The sequence below is a fragment of the Paenibacillus farraposensis genome, from assembly GCF_020736845.1.
GTDB classification, from domain to species: Bacteria; Bacillota; Bacilli; order Paenibacillales; family Paenibacillaceae; genus Paenibacillus; species Paenibacillus farraposensis.
Map to the genome: position 1 here is coordinate 378,256 of NZ_JAFFQR010000105.1, position 18,559 is coordinate 396,814.

Consider the following 18,559-nt stretch of genomic DNA (forward strand, 5'->3'; position numbering starts at 1 on the left):
ACTTCGCATACTTGCTACAGCAAAGACGCCACCCAGCGGGGTAGCGCCTACCGTTATAGTGAGACGAACGGCAATTTCACCCCCGATTCGTCAATATGATGCTTTCTCGTATAAATACGCAGGCAATGCCTCCACGAACGGCGACCAATCACCTGTCGTGTAAAGACGAAGTCGGTGCATGGCTCGTGTACATGCGGTATACAGAAGCTTGCGATCGTTTTCCCGGCTGTAAGCTTGAGATGAAGCCTCATAAATCAGAACTGCATCGAATTCTATCCCCTTGGCGAGATATACGGGAATAACCATCACTCCTTTCTCAAAGGTGACCGTCTCCTTCGTAATGAGGTGCAGTGCTTCGCTTCCTTGTATCCGTAATGATTCAAAGGCTGTGCGGCTTTCGGCCGCAGTCTTCGTAATGACGGCAATAGAGTCGAAGCCTTCGGCTTTAAATGCTGCGATGTCCTTCAGCATCCGCGCGTCACGCTTCTCCCCGCCTTCTAACCTAGCAAGAAGGGGCTTTGGCCCGCTCCTTTCAAAGGGTGCGATTTCCGACTCATCAGAGAGCAGTACTTTCGTAAATTCCACAATCTCCCGAGTTGAACGATAACTGCGCACAAGGCAGATCAAGCTTGTTTCAGCTTCGCCATAAAGAAGAACCAGCGGTGATTCGGCCCCTTGCAGCTTTGTAGCCTGCGTGAAGATCGCCTGCCCGAAATCGCCGAGTACAGTCATGCGGGCACGAGGAAATAGTTTTTTGAGATACTCATATTGAAACGGCGAATAATCCTGCCCCTCATCGACGAAAACATGCCGAATCTCTGTGTTCGTCCGAACGCCTTCGATCAGTTCTTTTAAATACAAATACGGAGTCGCATCCTCATAGAATAATTCGAGCCGATCCAGCTTTTCTTTGGTTTGCTTGCAGATTTCAGGCCATAGAACAGGGAGCTTGGTCTCATTTGTCTTCTCCAGATAAGCAGCTTCATCGCCAAACAATTGGGCGTATAGACCTTGGACATCGATAAACGAAAATTTCCTCACGCTTTGTCTTAGCGGTTTGAAGCTCGTCTTCACGATCCTTTGCCTGAGCAAATCTTCCTCTCGCTTGGCAAAGTCAAAGTCGCCTTCATCTTCCCGGCGCTTATTGCTTTTTTTCTCGTTAACTACGGCGTAATGCTCGGCAATGTCAAAAACTTCTCTTTCCTTGTGCAGCATGGTGAAAACTTCCGCATATTGCTCGCTTTCTAGATACTGTAGCTCCTCCTCTACCCAGTCCGCCCTGCGCTCCTTGCGTTCCAGTAGCGACAGTTCCTTCAGAAGCCATTTCTGCAGAAGATCGACACGATTGGCCAGGCGCAAGGAGGGGTCGTAACTGTAAAATTGTGATCTCATTTGCTCCGCAGTGATCAGATCACGGTCCCGAAACCGAATGCCGTTGAAAAGCATGCCTTCGCGCCCCAGCCACTGCGCATAGTTCTGCAGAGCTCTCAAGAAAGCCTCGGACGCCTTGTATTTAATCCCCTGAAGGCGAGCCTCATAATTTGGAGTTGCTTGTGCGGTCAGCACATATTCGATCTGATCGAAGGGGTCCTCCAGACGCAAGGATGAACCAAGCCAATATTCGAGATATTCCTGTAAAGTCGTTTGCTGCATATTCTCCTCGCCGAGCTCGGGAAGGACAGAGGATACATAACTGTTAAAAATCGGATTCGGCGAGAAAAGAACGATCTGGTCAGCCTTAAGTGAATCGCGGTTTTTATACAACAAGTAGGCCACACGTTGCAAAGCCGCGGAGGTCTTCCCGCTGCCAGCCGCCCCCTGTACGATAAGCAGCCGGCTATGATCGTTTCGGATGAGGGCGTTTTGCTCCTTCTGGATGGTTGATACGATACTCTTCATTTGCGAGTCCGCGCCTTTGGCTAGCATTTGCTGGAGCAGCTCGTCGCCAATCGTTACGTTCGCATCAAACATATTACGGATTTGTCCACTCTGAATCTGATACTGCCGTTTCAGCTCCATTGTACCTGTGATCTGCCCGACCGGGGTGACGTAAGAAGCCTCACCGGGGGAATGGTCGTAGTAGAGACTCGCGATGGGCGTTCGCCAATCATACACCAGGAAGCTCAATCCATCTTCGTCGATGAAGGAAGATACGCCGATATATATCTGCTCGCTCTGGTTCAGGCCGTCCTCTAGGAAATCGACGCGCCCGAAATAAGGAGAAGGTAACATCCGATTCAAGCTCTTCAATTGTTGCGTCAGAAGCCGATGACGGCGCTCTCGTTCAGATAACACCGCGGCCTGTTGTTTAATCGTATAGAATGTTTCTTCAAATTCTTCGTCCGAGCTCGTGTTGACCGTAACCTCTTCCCAGAATCGCCTGCGAATCTCAGCAGCCTGATCGCGCAGCCCGGTAACCTCCGGTTCCAGCTCCTCGATCCTCGCTTTCAGCTTTTTCCTAACCTGATCCAGCCGTTCTTGTTCTGCCTGCCGTTCCTTCGCTTCCATATTTTACTGAACACACTCCTTTTCAGTCTGGATAAAAAAAGCATTGACAAATCAGAGGTCACTGGTGTAAAATAAAATTAGGAATAGTAAGGAAAATACCAGTTTTAACATGATTTTTTCAATTGCGCTATCAATTATAACATAGGGTATTTTTTGTATTCAAATATTTTTTGTGTCCCTTGGCTTATTGGCCAAGTTTTTTTATTTTCACGTAAAATATGAACTCACTTGAACTGGAGACTACCGACCCTTAGTTGAATCAGATCAACGGTCTTTGATGAGTCAGAATCGAATCGACATCCTTTTAAATTATAACGAAAGAAGACTGCCGATAAATTTCACCGACAGTCCTTCTTTTCAAAGCAGTATACTTCTCAAAATCCTATTCGCTGGACAATTCCTTAAGCGATTTGATTTTACCATGGGGATGCTGTTCTTGCTTTCTTGAATTCCAGGCCGCTTCTTTCCTTCTCTTCTGGTGAGCCATAACAGATATCCTCCTTTGAGATTTGTGATGTATACCACTTCCTTAAGTTGTCATGTCTTGGCTCTGTTCATTCATAAAACTAAAGATGTAGGAATCGATATCCTGCTCTGTTGGTTTTAGTTTTCTGCCATCTGACTAATTGGGAAATTTATCTATTCCACTACTTTCTAAGCGTACCACATAAAGCGAAAAACTGCCGAGACGTAGAAAAATCATCATATCGAAAAACATAGGATAAACGTCCTGCTTAGTGAGGTGGGATGTCTCCAAGCGTAGAAACAAGCTGGCGGTATTTCTCCAGCTTGTTCATGTCAGCTACTAAATCTCCTCTGATACCCAAATGGGGACAAAATAGATGCTTAGATCTCTTCTAAGCTTCTTGCTAATGATGTTCAACATAACACTGGATGCCTAGTCTATCAATCTGTATTGTGATATGTTTGATCTCGTATTGTTCTTTCAACAACCTCTGTGCCTGTTCCATTACAACACTGCTGTACTTTGAATCTCGAATGACAATATGGCAGCTCAGCAATGGAACATCTGATGATAACGCCCATACATGAAGATCGTGCACTTCAACAACATGCTCAATCTCAAGCAGGGATTGCTTAATTTGACCTGTGTCCATATTTAGCGGCGTACCTTCCATCAGAATATGAATGGAGTCCCGTGTCACCCGATAAGCACTGATAATCACCAGAATCGCCACCAATATACTGGCAATCGGATCAGCTAAATTCCAGCCAAAGAACATAATCAACAATGCAGCCACAATTGCACCTACAGAGCCTAACATATCCCCAAGGACATGCAGAAAAGCACTGCGAATATTGAGATTTTCAGATGTATCTCCCCTCATAAGGATAAAAGCAGCAGCTATATTGATGAGCAGGCCAAGCACAGCGATTGTCAACATTCCTGAAGTCATGATTCCAGGTGGGTTAGAAAGCCGTTCGAATGCTTCCCAGAAAATATAAATCGATATCAGGGCAAGCGCTAAGCCATTAATAAAAGCGGCCAGTACTTCAAATCGTTTGTATCCAAATGTCTTTGACTTGCTCGCTTGCCGTTGTCCCCAGGTCATTGCCAAATAACTTAAACCTAACGCTCCTGCATCACTCAACATATGCCCCGCATCTGATAACAGTGCCAGGCTGTTAGTCAGTAACCCGCCAATAAATTCAATGATCATATAACCAGCAATTAAAAAGAATGATAGCTTCAAAGCATTTTTGTTCGCTCCATGTCCATGAGAATGCCCATGACTATGGGAGTTCCCATATCCGTGAACATGTGAATGATTACTGCCATTAGAATGATTGTGTTCACTTATCTTACTCATCTACCTGCGCCTCTCTTCTATAAGATTCTAATAATCCATCAATAAAAAATCAATATATGAGCATTTGTTCATGTGTATTATATGTAATCCAAATGTAATTTGCAAGAATAATATGAATCCCACGTGTGTGACACCGTTTATTTGCATTATACAGACAAGTCCGATCTGCTGGCTCAGACGATTCAGCCATAATAAAAGAAGCTGATGCCGGTTGATTACCGACGTCAGCTTGCTGATTAGGGAATATTCCAATTGAAAATAACTCCAACCGATTTAACTATGTTTTGTAGGAGATAGATTATTCCACTGTTACATTGGATGACCTCTTTAAATGAAGGCGCCATCCGTTTTTTCACCTCAATGCGGTCAAAAAGAAGCTGCTATTAATGCAGCTTCCTCCATCCAGTATGGACAGTGGCATGCCCAGTCAGGTACGTATCTTCTGGCCGATGAAAGTCCGGGAATTGCAGATTTAAAGCTAAGCCTCAATGGATGTTAGATGCTTTCTTGATTTTATTGTAGGAACAGAGGTAGATATATCAGTCTTTTCAATTGAAGCAATCGGCCTGTTAGCTTAATGGCGTAGCCAGTCTAATACTCTTTTTTCTTTGGACAGCCACCGTAAACGACGCCCATACTGGGCATACAATGATAAAAAGACAGCCTGTCACTTCAGAAGCACTACATGTCATTTTGCCCTATCATGCTAGCCCTTTTGAATCTTCCGGAATAGATGGCAAGCTGCTCTTTCATTTAAATACTCCATCCCTCTACCAACTGTCGAATGCTCAGAAACCTTTGGTACATCCTCTTCTGTTCGGCTCTTTTTTTCTATCCTCAAGCTTTTTACCTTAGTATCAGCCATTCGATTTGCATAGAGCTACTAACATACTACGCCCTACTGTTTAAGTCGAAATCTTTTCTTTGACACTACTCGTCGTGTAACACTCAGCAATAGTATTCTCGCCGAGGGGCTGTATAATTCCGTTCATGAGAAGGGCCTCATTCCATGGGCACGCTCGTTCATGATTATGTCCAGGATGTGGCAGTCATCGGAAACCTTTATGCCCATAACATGGAACGCAACCCGTGGTTCAAAGCATTATCGATTGGGCGTAATTGTTAACAATGTCATTTATAATCCGGGAAAATGCTATTCGGCTCGGATTCGTAGAAAAGGAATGGGCGAATACGGGGACCAAGCCGGAAGATCCTAAAGTCAGTATCGTCGGGAATTACATGCGCATGGAGTAGATACGATTAAAGGGTTAGGGATGATCGGAATGAACATTAAAAGCGGCTGGGCTTATCTCAAAGATAATCTTGCTTATGACCGTAATGGCAAGTCAGTCCCACTGAATTTTGGCGGAATCAAGTAGCTTGACAATCCGCCTGTTTGGGTTGAAGAACTTAAAGCACTAGCTGCCTCAGCAGTGGTGAAGCAGGTCACTGAGCATGCAGGAGCAAGACCGAAGGACCGGGATACAACAGATCAACGAATTATCTCCGATTTTCTGGCTGATCGAGGAAAGATAATTGATAATCAGAAAGACGTAGGAGGATACCCGAATGTTCCAGCAACCCACCGCGCTTTAAGTGTACCTGACCACAACATTGATGAATGGTTGTATCAATTTTCGGTTGAGCTGGAGTAGTCCTTAATGCTCTTCAACAATATCTAGCGCAGCTAGGATTCTGGCTTGACTACATCCCAAGATTATAGGTTTCTGGTGTCCTATGAAAATAAGCTGTTAGACTAAGTTAAATATATTGGGCTATAAGCAGATTCGGGTTATTGCGTTGAAGTCGTAATTATCATTGGAGGATACAACACAATCCTGTACTAGTAGTTACCACAAAGCGGACGATATTTATTCCCAACAAGGTGAAGATCATCTGCTTTTTTTGCAATAACAGCGCTACTTCATCTTTAGATAGGTTCACTTCCCCGCTCGTTCTTTTGGTTATTTTTGTGCTTAATCAATCTTCGCCATAGACCAAGAAAAGCGCACAATCTTTCAAAATAAGATTGTGCGCTTTGTATTCAACTGCAACTGATTAAGCCAGATGCCTTACGTTACGGTTCAATACCCCAAACGAGCGTCCCGTTCTGATACAAGGTCACGTGGTCCCAGTTCGTAAACGAGGTCTTCGTCGGATCGAACGAATAGTCGTCGGCTTCGTTGTAGTTCGTCCAGTCGTTCTTGTTGATCCGGGTCTGGATTTCGCCAGTGTTGCCGCCTGCTGTGATGCTGCCCGCGTTGGCACCGAATGCTATTTCCAGATAAGCATCTGCGCCAGCTTTCGCGGTCGGCGTCTTAACAAGCTTACCGCTAAGATTGCTGCAGCCAACCTGCGCCCAGTCGCAGTTAAACGTCTGCGGCTTGTCCCCGTCGATCGTGTACCAGTAGCGGATCGTCAGTTCTGACAAAGGTACCGCGGTTGAACCGGTGTTGACGATATTGAATTGCGGCTTGAATTGGTTGTCGCCTGCGTTTGTATCTCCGGCTCTGTACTGGAGTGCAAGTGCTCCCGGTTTGACGTCTACCGTAGCCTGCGGCGTCACACTTCCCTGATCTGAATTCTCGCTCTCGCCGGCACTATTCGCCGCGCTTACCACGTAGTAATACGTTGTGTCGTTCGTCAGTCCCGTGTCGACGTAGGTTGCCGAGGCAACGGTGGCTATTGTCGTATACGGACCACCGCTGGTCGTCGCACGTTTCACACTATAGCTCGTCGCCCAGCTCGACGTGTTCCAGCTTACCGTAGCCTGCGCGTTCCCCGCCGTTGTCTTCAAATCCTTCGGCACCGGCGGCACGATCGGGGATCTGCTTCCGCCGTCCGGTTCATTCCCGTATACTTTTACACCGTTCAAGTATACCGGAACATAAGGAGAGATCGCGGCCCTGCTCGTAATACCCGTATGGCTCCAATCGTTCGTCGGATCCCAGTGACTCTTGTAGTTGCGATCCTGCTTGGCAATCAAGCCAAATTGAAAATCACGGTCACCATATAATGGGGAGTCGGCCCAATCAAATTGGTAATAATAAGTGCCTGCAGCCGCATCGACCGCAAAAGGACCGGTCACCTTAACGGGAACACCGCTGATCGTCTTTTGTTCATCATAATAGATTTCCAAAGATACGTCGTTAATGCTTTGTCCAGCAGCCAGCAATTCGCTGATCGAGAAGTAATATCTCGCGGCCATTCCCGTTTCGAAGTGCGGAGGATGAACAGATTCATTGTGAACGGTGAGTGTAACCTGCGAACGTTCAGCATTTTCCTGCTCCAGCTTGGTTTCCGCATAATATTCGTCCGTTTTCTCTTCTTTTGGCGGAAAATCCGCCAACGGCTGTTGCCCCTGGCCATATTGCAGATAAAGCCCGGCCAATGCCCCGACAAGGCCTGCGTTATAGTCAATCGCCACTTCATTGTATACATAGTCGGTCGTCACATCATTATGGACATCGTCCGAATCCGGGCCGCCTACAAGAGCTCCCCAGAGAACGTGCCGATGCTCTGCCGGAGTGGTCATGTTGTTCGTTTTGGAGCCATGGGCCGCACGATGATGTGGATGTTTAGCCGATTGCTGCGGAGTTGGAAATCCAACGATATAGGAATACCCCATCGGGTTGTCCCCCATGATATAGTCCATTTGGCTTTTCGCCCAATCCGCAAAGTCGGTCCGACCCGTATATTTGCTGTACACGAGCGCGCAAAGCTGGGCAGCCGCATTATACCGGGCGGACCCCCACGTGCTAATAGCCCCGAATCCATCGGGACTCTGCTTCAGATAGGTCTTATCGCTAGGGTCCTTGTGCTGGATTTTACCACCGGACCAGTATTCCAGATTCCAACGGGCAAAATAATCAAAGTCCGGATTGTCTGGAAACAAGGTGGCTAATTTCATGAAAACGCCGCCCCATACGGTATCCCAACTGTGTACCCAGATGTTTTGCCAGCTATCGGAAGTACTTCTGATGATTTTTTTCATATATCCGGTATACATGCCGTCCGGTCCCGTAGCGTTGATATCGTGGATATAGTTCATATCGCTCGTCGCAGCATAAAGCCAGACCGCCGCCCAAGACAAATCGTCTTCGTCGAAGCTCGAATTGTAAAACCCGTCCGAGTTGCCGAGCCCCCTATTGGTTTGGGCAAAACGGTAAAGTGCCTTCGCGTTCTCCAGACACGTCGATGCATACTCGGCATCGTCGTTCTTCATATTTAACGACATAATTGCAAGCGCTGCGGCCGCCTCCGCCGCTTGATCGCTGGCCGGCGTTTCCGCTGTGGCGAAAGTAGCCGGACGGGGATACTTCGCCGAGTCTTGTAATTCCGGCGGCCCCCAGTATGTGTGATCCACCGTGCCGTTGCCCACCATGTAGTTAAACGCGATCACCTTACCGCTGCTGTCGCGAAAAGTCGATCTTAACAAATAGTCTGAAAACCATTTTAACTCTTCCAGCATGTGCTCTTCTTGCCCGGTCTGGCGGAACGCATCGCGAAACTCGTAAAATCCCCATCCCAAAGTCGACGCAGTATAGGATTGGGGCAACCCAAACTTGACATGGTCGCCAGCATCGTGAAAACCTCCGCTGACATCCACAGACCCATTGCCATCAGGGTCCAGAACCGCTTTATTACTGTTGATAAAATTGGCTGACATATTCGTCATGTTAGTGGTCGTCCCGTTGATTCCCAGAGGAATATGCGAATCCGAAAGCTCGGAGTCCCCCCGCCATTCCAAGTGTCCGCCCGTTATGCCCTGGCCGGACTTCTCTGCATCATAAAAATACAGTGATTTTTGCAGGGCCTCCGCATAGTTATACTTGGCGGCACCCGCCGCTTTTGCGGGCACGGCCAAAAAAGACACCGAACTTAATGTCATGGCCGTTGCAAGCGCCGCGACTCCGCATGTTCGGAAAACGCCCAGGAAGCGTTTGCTGGTCTTCATGTATCATCACTCCTTTGGTCAAATTGTTTCGTTCTCTCGTAACTCAGCACTACAACCGTAACGCGCCAAGACAAACCAAACCTATCGTTCGCACTTCCTTAAGGGTACGAATCTACTTTATCGGACGAACGTACCGTTCCGACACAAATTTCCGCGGCCTTCATATGTGGAACACCAGTTTTCGTGTGCATGTGACATTTACTTTACCGGCCCTTATTTCATCCCCCTTTGTACACGAACATTGTTTCTCTCCCCTCTCCCAAGATAATTAAATTTAAATAAAATTTACCAAAAATATGCCTTGCTTGTTCATTATAACTAAGATAATTTGAAAATGATGTAAGATTTTGTCGAATAAAAGGTGTGATTTTTTAAGCTATTTTTAATAAATAAGGCGAAGCTGCTATTGTGGTGGAAACGAGGGAAGAACCGGTAGGTATACTCATCCACAGACAAACCGTATTGTTTCAGCATAATTGGTTATCTCCTCGAACACCGCAGCCTTGGGTAACACGATTGTCTTCATTTCTCGTGTAATCAGTGACTGGTATGCATATCACTTAAGTAATAGCAACTGGAGCAGGTAGGACATCTCCATACGCCCGTCCTTCCGAAGCTGACCGGTAACGAGCGGCCAGATCTCATCGGCAAGACTGTGCTCGGCTGGGCCTACCGACATACTCATATAGCAAAACTCCCGCGCACAGCCCAGAATTTTCTCTACACTTTCCCATTATCAAGAACCGGGCACATAGAGACAAATACGAGGTCAAAAGCTTTTTCCCATCCTTTAGCTTGAATGTCGATGTTCTCAAACGGTTGGGATACCACCTCTACGTTCCCGTTTGTAATACGTGCAATATGTTTTTTCATCAGCTCAACTAGAGGTAGAGAAGGTTCTACGACTGTCACATTCGCTCCCCGCTCGGCAAAGGGGATAGTGAACCCAACAGACGCGGCGCCAACATCCAAAATGGAAATTCCTTCAAAGGCAATCCCCTGATCCTCCAACCAATTCATAATTTGCTTGGCTCATCGTCTGCCTTCATCACTAAAGACCTCTTTGTCAAACGCTGGGGCTTTCTGATCAAACGCATGCGCCGCATCAATGCAGCCCTCTTCATTTTTGTTCACCGATATATGCGAATCTTCCTTCCAGGCTTTTTCCCAAATCTCTGCATTAAAAAAATCATTACCCATCAATTCCAACTACTGTTATAAGGATTTTATAGATTCTTAATATCTTTTATAGTTTCAAAAAAATTGCATCCCGTCCGTGGTTAAAACGTAATCAAGCAAAGAGGCTGTGCCTTCAATGGCATAATGGTATCACGAAATGAAATGTCCCTCCCCCATTCCCGCTTTGACCAATTGGTCAAAATCCTGGATAGATACGTAGGCGAAACCGCCTGTCGCTCTGCCAACTGCTGAACACCGACAAATTTGTTGTGACAAGAAAAAGCACGGTGTGAAGGGCATCGTTTGTCGCTTTTGAAAACATCATTGCATATGTCACCACACCATTCTTACGCCCTCCGGTGGATACAAGATTAGTTTTCCTTAGGTATACTCTATCCTAATAAATTCACTGGCTTCGAAATTCAATATGAAAGTGTCGCTTCTTTCCACTTCCTTTAGGTAAAAATTTATGTAGAAAATGTTAAAAAAAATGAGCAGGTGGGATACTAAATCCCCCTGCTCATTTTAGCGATGGTATTTATATTATTATAAAAATAGCGTGATCTCCCCAGCGCCGCAAAAACCGCCGTCACCCGGACACTTCAGCAAGAACTCGCTACGACTTCTCTACGCACCGCGTTTCCTCCTCCACACTTGTAAAAGAGATGCTCCCGCGGATTCTCGTAAAATCCTCGCAGCTGAAAATCAGGATCAGCGATATCAGATACTTCCGATTGCGTTCCAGCGTCTTTTTACTGACGTTGATCTCTTTGGTCATTGCTTTCAAGGGAAGCTTTTTTTTTTGAAAAAGGTCGTTCAGCCACTCCTGGTTATTACAAAAATGGCGGGCAATCCGCACCAGCATTTGCCGGGTATCCCGATGGCTTGGCATGATATCTTCCAGTTCCCGAAGGCAAACACCGAATTCCTGGAGTCTTTCATCGTAGCTGCACAATTCCCCTGACAGCGCCGCAGCTCGTTCCTGTCTTTCAAAAGCATCCAGCGACCTTATCTTATCTGCAATGTACAGCATTTCCTCTTCGTCTTTCCAATCAGCTTCGTTTTGGGCAATTTTCACTTTTTTCCGAAAATCATCGATCAATCGTCTGCGGATCATAAGAAAAGCAAAATTATTAAATGTTTTTCCATACTCCATATGGTATCGATCGACAGCTTCATTGAAAGCGATCAAACCTATACTTGCTTCATCATCACTCCATCCAATTTGGCGCTTGCAGACGTGTTTAACAACCTTCAATATAAAGGGTCGGTATTGAACAATCAGAGCCGACCGTGCCTGCTCATCGCCATTGCGAATCTGCGGCAAGTATTCTTCAGATAAGTTGTTCATCTGGCAACCACTTTCCAATTTGTAATCACTTCATTTTTTGCATTATGCTGGGTTTACGTCCATCATAATAATGCTATGAAGCTTCGGGTTTACCTTAATTCGCTGTCGGTTCGGTTCCCCAAACAAGTTTGCCATTATAATACAACGTAACTTTCGTATGATCAGCAAAAGAAGTTTGTGTGCCTTTATACGAGTAATCGTCACTTTCGTTATAATTCGACCAGTCTGTCTTATTAATACGGGTTTGAATTTCGCCCGTGCTGGCTCCAGGTGCTAACACGCCTGCATCCGGATTGAAGCTGACTTCCAAATAATAATCAGCACCGGTTGCTGCTTTATCCATTTTAACCAGCTTGCCGTTCAGCTTCGAGCAGCCCAGCATTGCATAGTCGCAGTTGAATATCTGTGCGCGGTCGCCGTCGATCGTGTAGTAGTAGCGAATTTTCAGCTCGTTGATCGGTACGGAGGTTGTACCTTTGTTTAAAATTTGGAAATGCGGCTTAAAGTGATTGTCGTTCACATTTGTATCCGCTGCGCGATACTGGAGCACCAGCCCCGTTGTCGGCTGCTGAGCATCCGCTTTCGGCGTTGCACTAGCTGTGTTCGAAACCGTTTGGCCTGCATCGTTCTTCGCTACGATTTGGTAGTAGTACGTCGTGCCTGCCGTTACGTCTGTGTCCGTATAGCTGTTTCCGTATACATTGCTCGCTACTGTCGCGAACGCGCCGTTTTCAGCCGTTGAACGCTTCACTTCATAGCTTTCCGCATTCGCCGACGCTGTCCAGCTCAGCTTTACTTTCGCCGTTTCGCCAGCTTCAGCTTTCAGCGTAAAGCTTTCAGGAACATCTACAGGAGGTACATGCGGCTCAGGCGTTCCATTGCCGGCAGTTAACACGATGTGATAAGCCGTCAAAGGCGGTACTGTATAGGTAAAGTGATTGCCTGAAATTTGCGTGATTGGTGCTGCTTGCTTAATTTGCGAGCTATTTTCGTCGAAGCCCCATACTTTACCGGAACTGTAAGTCGTATCACCGGAAAGATCGAATTGGGCGTCGAATGCGCTGTCCATGCTTTTATTCATGACAATAATGTGCAGTTCATTGGATGCATCCGTTACGGAAGCATGAACTGAGCTATTGACAATATCCGACGTTTGTGCATTAACGCTGATATCGCCAAAAGTAGAGCGTTTTCCGTCATAATTGCGGTAAAGTTTGTAAGCGGCGCTAACGTAGTTGTTGACACCATCCTTTAACTTCCAGTAGTCTGCCATATATACGTCGTTTTTGCCCAAAATGCCAAGCACATCGGTCATAGCAATACCGCCGGAAATATCATTTTCGCCGCCGTAGCTAAACTCGGTCAAAGCCAGCTTTGTTCCTGGATAATATTTGTCCACCGACTGCTTCATTCGAGGCAGCAAGGGCAAGAATTCACTGTTCCATTGAGCGATCCAGCTATCTTCCTTGTAGGTTGGATCCCACAAAGTACGAGGCGCCTGCATTCTGGCTTTCTTTGTTTCGTCGTTGCCTACCTCATTCGTAATTCGTATACCTCCGCCCATCGCTTCGGGATACCAGTGAAAATCGAAAACATCCAGCAATCTCTTGCCTTCGGCTTCGGAACTGCGGCGCATTTGATCCAGGTAATAGTCCACGTACCAACTGTAGCTGCCTTTTACAGAGTTCCAGTCAGTTGCGGATTGCAGATCTTTATAGGCGGCAAAACCGTAAAGAACCGGGCCAAAAATTTCGGCACCTGCGTCAACTGCTTTAACGGCTTTGGATAAACTTACCGACCGGTCTACCAACTCTTTCGCTCCGACATTTTCACTATGAATGCGCGGATGCGTATTCGACCAGAGAGCTGGTTCGTTGTCGAGCGAGTATCCTTTCACGCCCGTCTTGGTTGAAGCAGTGCCGTACTTGTTCACCAAAAAGTTGACGAATTCGTCTACATAAACCTTATTGTCATTCAGATCAGGCTGCAGTTGGAACGGCGCTTTCTTGGCATTTACGACCTGATTCCAACGAGCGGAAGGGGCCTTTTCGCTTTCCTGTACACTTCCGTTTCCATCCTTGGCCACATAACCGGCCATCGGCAGCGTGACTAAAGAATAGGAGCCAAGCTTCTGCGATTGATCATGAAACGAAGTTGCCACCGCTCCCGGCTTTTCGCATTCAGCTTTTGTCAGGCCGCCATTAGTGCATAAATAGTTATCGCTGGATTGCTGCCAATCGCTTCCTGCATTGGACATATTGTTTTCCCAGTTGTAACCGGTCATCCGATTGCCACCAAGTCGTCTAGCAGCCATATTTTCATCGCCTGCCAAGTCCTGATTCGTACCGTAAATATAAGGACTAATAGGCTTACGATCCTTGGATGTATCAACTTTAATGGTAACGGTCTTTGCCGTTTGACCGTGAACTATACTTGAAGACGGTAATCCCCCTCCTACTATGATCGTGCATGCCATAAAGATCGGCAGCCATTTGGAACGTTTAGATAAAATGCCAGTCCTACTATTTCTTGCCTTCATGCCGCTTTCCTCCTTTAAATTTGATAAGAGCGGCACCCATACGGGTGCCGCTTGCCGCTCCGTCAGGCTTTAAGGCATCTGACTCCGAACGAGCTTATCGTTCTGGTACAGCGTCACCTTACTCCAATCCGCAAATTAATTCTTTGTAGGATCATAGGAGTATTCATCTGCCACATTGTAGGTCGTCCAGTCGTTTTGTTGATACGCGCTTGAATTTCGCCAGTCGAAGCTCCAAGTATCCGGCTGACTACACACTCTTCTCCGTGCGAAATCCAGAAATAGCCCGGATCGTCAACCGTCGCAACAGCCGATTCACACCGCCCTGATTCATTTGCTTGGATCGAGGCAGTATTCTTCGCTAACCGTTACCGGCTTCTTGTTCACAAATGTGTAATCGTACAGCTCTGCTATGCGTTCTATTAACCTAGCCTGCATTTCGAACCCTTAGTCTAGATGGAAGCCCATATACACGGGAACTTTCAGATAAGCCATATCATAGAACTTGCATAGCCGCTACTACGTTTTGGTAATCTTGGTGAACATGGCGCGCCTCCGGATAAGTCCTCTAAAGCCGCGTCTGACTGGACCAAAATATGGCAAATATAATGGTTTACCTGCATATCTTTCTGCAAAATTGTTCTAGCAATGTCACCGCCTTTCTTTGAAACTGGACAAACTTCGACAGGTTATCTATTTATACGCAGGAAAATATTGTTTTCTGTCCGTCCAACTTCATATTTTTACATTTTATTACTCTTTCCCTCCCTAGTTAAGAATGATATATGTCGAATTGTGAGGTTATGATATAACTTTAACACAAAGGTGCATTGAAATTTTTTATTCTAGTTTCAATAGAATAGGAAAAATTCCCTTAAAATCCACAACGAGTAGTGTATCGAAAAAAGCTCACGCCTATATCACTTTACCGAACCCGCTAGGGATTAGTTCCTAATTTACAGCGTGATAAAAATAAAAATCGTATTTTTAACGGGGAGTCTATTAATTGGCTTATTCGTGCGAAAAATTTACAGAGCTATTCCCGCAGCCTCTCCACATTGGTCATCCGCTAAGCTTTTATAGATGGCTTCCCTTACCGGACAATGTTAGTTCAACACACGTCGAGAATCACCTTCTGAACAAAGGGATTCATGTGTTTCACTCAGATCCTTTTCTAAGCGGGGCCAGTACACAAGACAACTACTTGGGAATAGCTCTTTCGTCTACACTTTCTTGGGAGGAATTAAAAAGAGGATTGGAGATTTTGAAGGAAAATCTCCAGTTTTAAACACGGAGAGCAAATCGGTCATCTACTCGATCATTTTGATAAGTTGCTAACAAGCTCGTCCAAAAACAAAAATAATTTCTCATTCATTTCCTTAAAGTTATTATTCATTAGCTGTTCTGGCTGCCGAACAAAAACGTGATCAGAAAACTCGGAAAGTTCTGCTGCCGAATGCTCGATTAGAAGCTCCATCAGTTCATTATTAAACTCCATATGGCATTGGAAACCATAGACCAGTTCCTGATATTGGATAATCTGCCGCGGACAACCCTCACTATAGGCTATGATGCTGCAATCTTCAGTTAATCCAGGCATATCATTGTGCCAATGCCCAACAAGGAGGGTATCCCCGAAATGAGAGAATTTGCGATTCCGCTTGCCTTCTTCTGTCAGAGTTATAGGAAAGCAGCCTATTTCCTTGTTGGGACTATGTTCAAATGGTGCACCCAGAGCTTCCCCGATGAGTTGTGCTCCCAAACAAATGCCCAATACAGCTTTTCCAGCTTTTATACACCGATCTATCAGATTGATTTCTGCCGTAGCATCAAAATGACTGCATTCTTCAGTCGTTGTACTCGGACTTTGCGGGCCGCCCAGCACAACCAATAGATCCATTTCCTCAACGGCAAGCGGAAGTGCCTCACCTGCGTAAACTTTTGAATACCCGGTGCTGAAGCCTCTAGCCTCAGCCCATGTCTTAAGCGCGCCTGGCCCCTCAAATAATTCATGGACAATAAAATGAATATGCATCTTTTTCACTCCTCGAATCACTCTGTTCCTACCCGTATCATGGCTGCCATTTAGCGTACGATTCAGTATAATGCGAAGACAATGAGCGTTCAATTGCATATTTATTATGATTTTGATAGGAAGATCCAATGGCTAACCTCAGTTTATTTATGGAATTTCTGCTTACTTTTATTTCTGTTTCCCATTATACTTATATCATGCGTGATGAAGAATAATAGCCGGAACAAATATAACATCACATCACGATATACAAACATGTATGGAAGGACTATCTATGTTAAGAGATATGATTGCGAATTTCGCCTTGTTAACGGCGTTCTTTTTTCTCTTCAACCATTTATTCCGGCGCTACTTAATGGAAGACCATCGTACCTTGCGATTTAAGCTGCTGATCGGGATCACGCACGGCTGTTGTGCTCTCCTTCTTCTGCTGTTCAGTTATCAAATAAATGAAACATCCTTTATCGATTTCCGCCATATCGTTGTCATCAGTTCCGCTTATTTTGGGGGGCTGACCGCTTCTTTAGTGACTGCTCTATTCTTTGTGTTGGGCCGGATAACATTAGTGGGGACCTTTACATCTTCGCCTGCCAGCATGACGCCATTATTATCGATTACATTAGCTGCCATCGGCAGTGGGATCATTATGCAGGTTGTTAAATGTTATAGGCACCGCTGGTTGCTCTCGGTATTACTGAGTATGACGATCATTACGATCCTGTCGCTCACGAGGGGCATTAAAAAGGATACCTTCTCCTATTTAGCGCTTGTCGGTTTGGGCGGACTCTTCGCAGCATCGTTAATTGCCTTCTTTTCTACAACGAATCAACTAACTAAACAATTAGAGTACAGCGAGCGAAAATACCGTTCCCTACATGCACTTCAAGAAGCGATTTTTGAATCCGCAGTAGGTACAGCTATTATAGCCATCGGTTGGGAGGGACAGCTCACGCATGCCAATAAGGGAACAGAGAAAATGCTTGGCTACCGCGCGGACGAGCTGGTTGGCAAGGAATCTCCGCTGATCTTTCTTGACCCGAATGAAGTCGAGGTTTATGGGAAAGAGCTGTCCCAAAAAACAGGTAAAACCATACAAGGATTAGATGTGTTTTTTTACGGCGCAGCAGAACATGTATCTGAAGGAAGAGAATGGTCATGTATTCGGAAGGATGGTGCCCGAATAACGGTATTGCTAACATTGTCGCCGCTTTTACTGGACGGGAAAACGGTTGGAGTCATTGGGATTGCTACGGATATTTCCGAAAGAAAGAAAATGGAAGAGCAATTGAAGCAGCTTTCCTTGTTGGATGGACTAACCAAAATTGCAAACCGCCGTTTTTTTGATGAAATGCTTAAGCAGGAATGGAAAAAAGCAGCGCAAAATAAGAAAGAATTGTCGCTCATTTTCTTTGATATTGATCATTTTAAAGCTTACAACGATCTATACGGACACCAGGCCGGGGACGATTGCTTGCGCAAAGTGACGGCTATCGCTAAAAAAACCATCAATCATACATCAGCTACAATTGCCCGTTACGGAGGGGAAGAATTTACGATTATCCTGCCGGATACAAATGCCAAGCGAGCAGCACAACTTGCCGAAAATCTGAGATCGGCCATAGAAAACACCGCAATCTTTCATAACGGAACACGCATGAAAAGTGTGGTCACGGTTAGTATTGGTGTCGCAACCTGCTATCCTGATGGCAACAATGTCCCAGAGGAACTGATCACAAAAGCAGACGAAGCGCTTTACTACGCCAAGGGTCATGGACGTAATCGCATGATTAATTACAAGGAGCTGCCAAAGATGGCAGGGATACTTAGGCATGATCGGTACTCCTGATACTCCATGCTCAACTATGTAGATAATACCTTGGGACTGTATATCACAAAAGAGACAAGGCTTTTTCCGAATGAACTATCTGCTGGGATCAACACATCTGAAGCACGAATTAGGTATCATCGGATGCTTCGTAATTACAATTAAAGAGCTGGCAGCCAAAGCTGGCATATCAGAGGTAGCACTTAGCAGAATCGAGAGAGATATTAATCCCGCGAAGTCTAAAACGCTCCGCGATCTATCTGAGTTGCTGAGGCAGCCGATATCTTATCTTGGTTGCTTTGAGGAGATGCCTTAGGGCACTATTAGGGAGAAAAT

14 protein-coding genes and 1 pseudogene are annotated in these 18,559 nt (G+C 45.7%); 4 read left to right on the top strand and 11 right to left on the bottom strand.

The genetic code is table 11. The features are described from left to right. Nucleotides 1–90: 90 nt before the first annotated feature. The 3 genes from helD to JO375_RS18285 form a co-directional block, all read right to left on the bottom strand. Nucleotides 91–2,508, bottom strand: a complete 2,418-nt coding sequence (gene helD / locus JO375_RS18275) for an RNA polymerase recycling motor HelD (protein WP_229525789.1) — start codon at nt 2,506–2,508, stop codon at nt 91–93. 382 nt (nt 2,509–2,890) lie between these two features. Continuing rightward, nucleotides 2,891–2,995, bottom strand: a complete 105-nt coding sequence (locus JO375_RS18280) for a DUF6254 family protein (protein WP_229525790.1) — start codon at nt 2,993–2,995, stop codon at nt 2,891–2,893. A 382-nt stretch (nt 2,996–3,377) separates the two neighbouring features. Continuing rightward, nucleotides 3,378–4,340, bottom strand: a complete 963-nt coding sequence (locus JO375_RS18285; RefSeq protein WP_229525791.1) for a cation diffusion facilitator family transporter — start codon at nt 4,338–4,340, stop codon at nt 3,378–3,380. Nucleotides 4,341–5,468: 1,128 nt separating this feature from the next. On the opposite strand from JO375_RS18285, the gene JO375_RS24620 reads away from it, so the two are divergent. Next, nucleotides 5,469–5,594 carry a hypothetical protein gene (locus JO375_RS24620; protein ID WP_267497749.1) on the top strand — a complete coding sequence of 42 codons (126 nt, stop codon included), beginning with the start codon at nt 5,469–5,471 and terminating at the stop codon, nt 5,592–5,594. A gap of 182 nt (nt 5,595–5,776) precedes the next feature. After that, complete coding sequence (locus JO375_RS18290) at nt 5,777–5,995, top strand: hypothetical protein (protein ID WP_229525792.1); 219 nt, start codon at nt 5,777–5,779, stop codon at nt 5,993–5,995. Between the two features lie 422 nt (nt 5,996–6,417). Here JO375_RS18290 and JO375_RS18295 read toward each other — a convergent pair whose 3' ends face one another. From JO375_RS18295 to JO375_RS18325, 8 genes and pseudogenes are all read right to left on the bottom strand, one after another. After that, nucleotides 6,418–9,297 (bottom strand): glycoside hydrolase family 9 protein, encoded by a 2,880-nt coding sequence (locus tag JO375_RS18295; RefSeq protein WP_229525793.1) that lies wholly within the window; start codon nt 9,295–9,297, stop codon nt 6,418–6,420. A 556-nt stretch (nt 9,298–9,853) separates the two neighbouring features. Next, nucleotides 9,854–9,982, bottom strand: a complete 129-nt coding sequence (locus tag JO375_RS24625; RefSeq protein ID WP_267497750.1) for a hypothetical protein — start codon at nt 9,980–9,982, stop codon at nt 9,854–9,856. A gap of 35 nt (nt 9,983–10,017) precedes the next feature. Continuing rightward, nucleotides 10,018–10,317, bottom strand: coding sequence for a class I SAM-dependent methyltransferase (locus JO375_RS18300; protein WP_229525794.1), 300 nt, complete (start codon nt 10,315–10,317; stop codon nt 10,018–10,020). A 12-nt stretch (nt 10,318–10,329) separates the two neighbouring features. Beyond that, nucleotides 10,330–10,506 carry a hypothetical protein gene (locus JO375_RS18305; RefSeq protein ID WP_229525795.1) on the bottom strand — a complete coding sequence of 59 codons (177 nt, stop codon included), beginning with the start codon at nt 10,504–10,506 and terminating at the stop codon, nt 10,330–10,332. A gap of 72 nt (nt 10,507–10,578) precedes the next feature. Beyond that, nucleotides 10,579–10,801: pseudogene (locus JO375_RS18310) on the bottom strand (transcriptional regulator); the annotation flags it as partial. Nucleotides 10,802–11,092: 291 nt separating this feature from the next. Beyond that, nucleotides 11,093–11,827, bottom strand: coding sequence for an RNA polymerase sigma-I factor (sigI, locus tag JO375_RS18315; protein ID WP_229525796.1), 735 nt, complete (start codon nt 11,825–11,827; stop codon nt 11,093–11,095). A 94-nt stretch (nt 11,828–11,921) separates the two neighbouring features. After that, complete coding sequence (locus JO375_RS18320; RefSeq protein ID WP_229525797.1) at nt 11,922–14,366, bottom strand: glycoside hydrolase family 44 protein; 2,445 nt, start codon at nt 14,364–14,366, stop codon at nt 11,922–11,924. Between the two features lie 1,315 nt (nt 14,367–15,681). Further along, complete coding sequence (locus JO375_RS18325; protein ID WP_229525798.1) at nt 15,682–16,398, bottom strand: type 1 glutamine amidotransferase; 717 nt, start codon at nt 16,396–16,398, stop codon at nt 15,682–15,684. Between the two features lie 274 nt (nt 16,399–16,672). Here JO375_RS18325 and JO375_RS18330 point away from each other — a divergent pair, with 274 nt between their 5' ends. Next, nucleotides 16,673–18,244: a diguanylate cyclase gene (locus tag JO375_RS18330; RefSeq protein WP_229525799.1), complete on the top strand. Its 1,572-nt coding sequence runs from the start codon at nt 16,673–16,675 to the stop codon at nt 18,242–18,244. A gap of 70 nt (nt 18,245–18,314) precedes the next feature. Then, nucleotides 18,315–18,539: a helix-turn-helix domain-containing protein gene (locus JO375_RS25135; RefSeq protein ID WP_377531003.1), complete on the top strand. Its 225-nt coding sequence runs from the start codon at nt 18,315–18,317 to the stop codon at nt 18,537–18,539. Nucleotides 18,540–18,559 lie beyond the last annotated feature (20 nt).

Excerpts from the sequence above, each read along its gene's own strand:
- helD (WP_229525789.1), bottom strand. The coding sequence starts at position 2,508 with ATGGAAGCGAAGGAACGGCAGGCAGAACAAGAACGGCTGGATCAGGTT.
- JO375_RS18280 (WP_229525790.1), bottom strand. The coding sequence starts at position 2,995 with ATGGCTCACCAGAAGAGAAGGAAAGAAGCGGCCTGGAATTCAAGAAAG.
- JO375_RS18285 (WP_229525791.1), bottom strand. The coding sequence starts at position 4,340 with ATGAGTAAGATAAGTGAACACAATCATTCTAATGGCAGTAATCATTCA.
- JO375_RS24620 (WP_267497749.1), top strand. The coding sequence starts at position 5,469 with ATGTCATTTATAATCCGGGAAAATGCTATTCGGCTCGGATTCGTAGAA.
- JO375_RS18295 (WP_229525793.1), bottom strand. The coding sequence starts at position 9,297 with ATGAAGACCAGCAAACGCTTCCTGGGCGTTTTCCGAACATGCGGAGTC.
- JO375_RS24625 (WP_267497750.1), bottom strand. The coding sequence starts at position 9,982 with ATGAGTATGTCGGTAGGCCCAGCCGAGCACAGTCTTGCCGATGAGATC.
- JO375_RS18300 (WP_229525794.1), bottom strand. The coding sequence starts at position 10,317 with ATGAATTGGTTGGAGGATCAGGGGATTGCCTTTGAAGGAATTTCCATT.
- sigI (WP_229525796.1), bottom strand. The coding sequence starts at position 11,827 with ATGAACAACTTATCTGAAGAATACTTGCCGCAGATTCGCAATGGCGAT.
- JO375_RS18320 (WP_229525797.1), bottom strand. The coding sequence starts at position 14,366 with ATGAAGGCAAGAAATAGTAGGACTGGCATTTTATCTAAACGTTCCAAA.
- JO375_RS18325 (WP_229525798.1), bottom strand. The coding sequence starts at position 16,398 with ATGCATATTCATTTTATTGTCCATGAATTATTTGAGGGGCCAGGCGCG.
- JO375_RS18330 (WP_229525799.1), top strand. The coding sequence starts at position 16,673 with ATGTTAAGAGATATGATTGCGAATTTCGCCTTGTTAACGGCGTTCTTT.
- JO375_RS25135 (WP_377531003.1), top strand. The coding sequence starts at position 18,315 with ATGAACTATCTGCTGGGATCAACACATCTGAAGCACGAATTAGGTATC.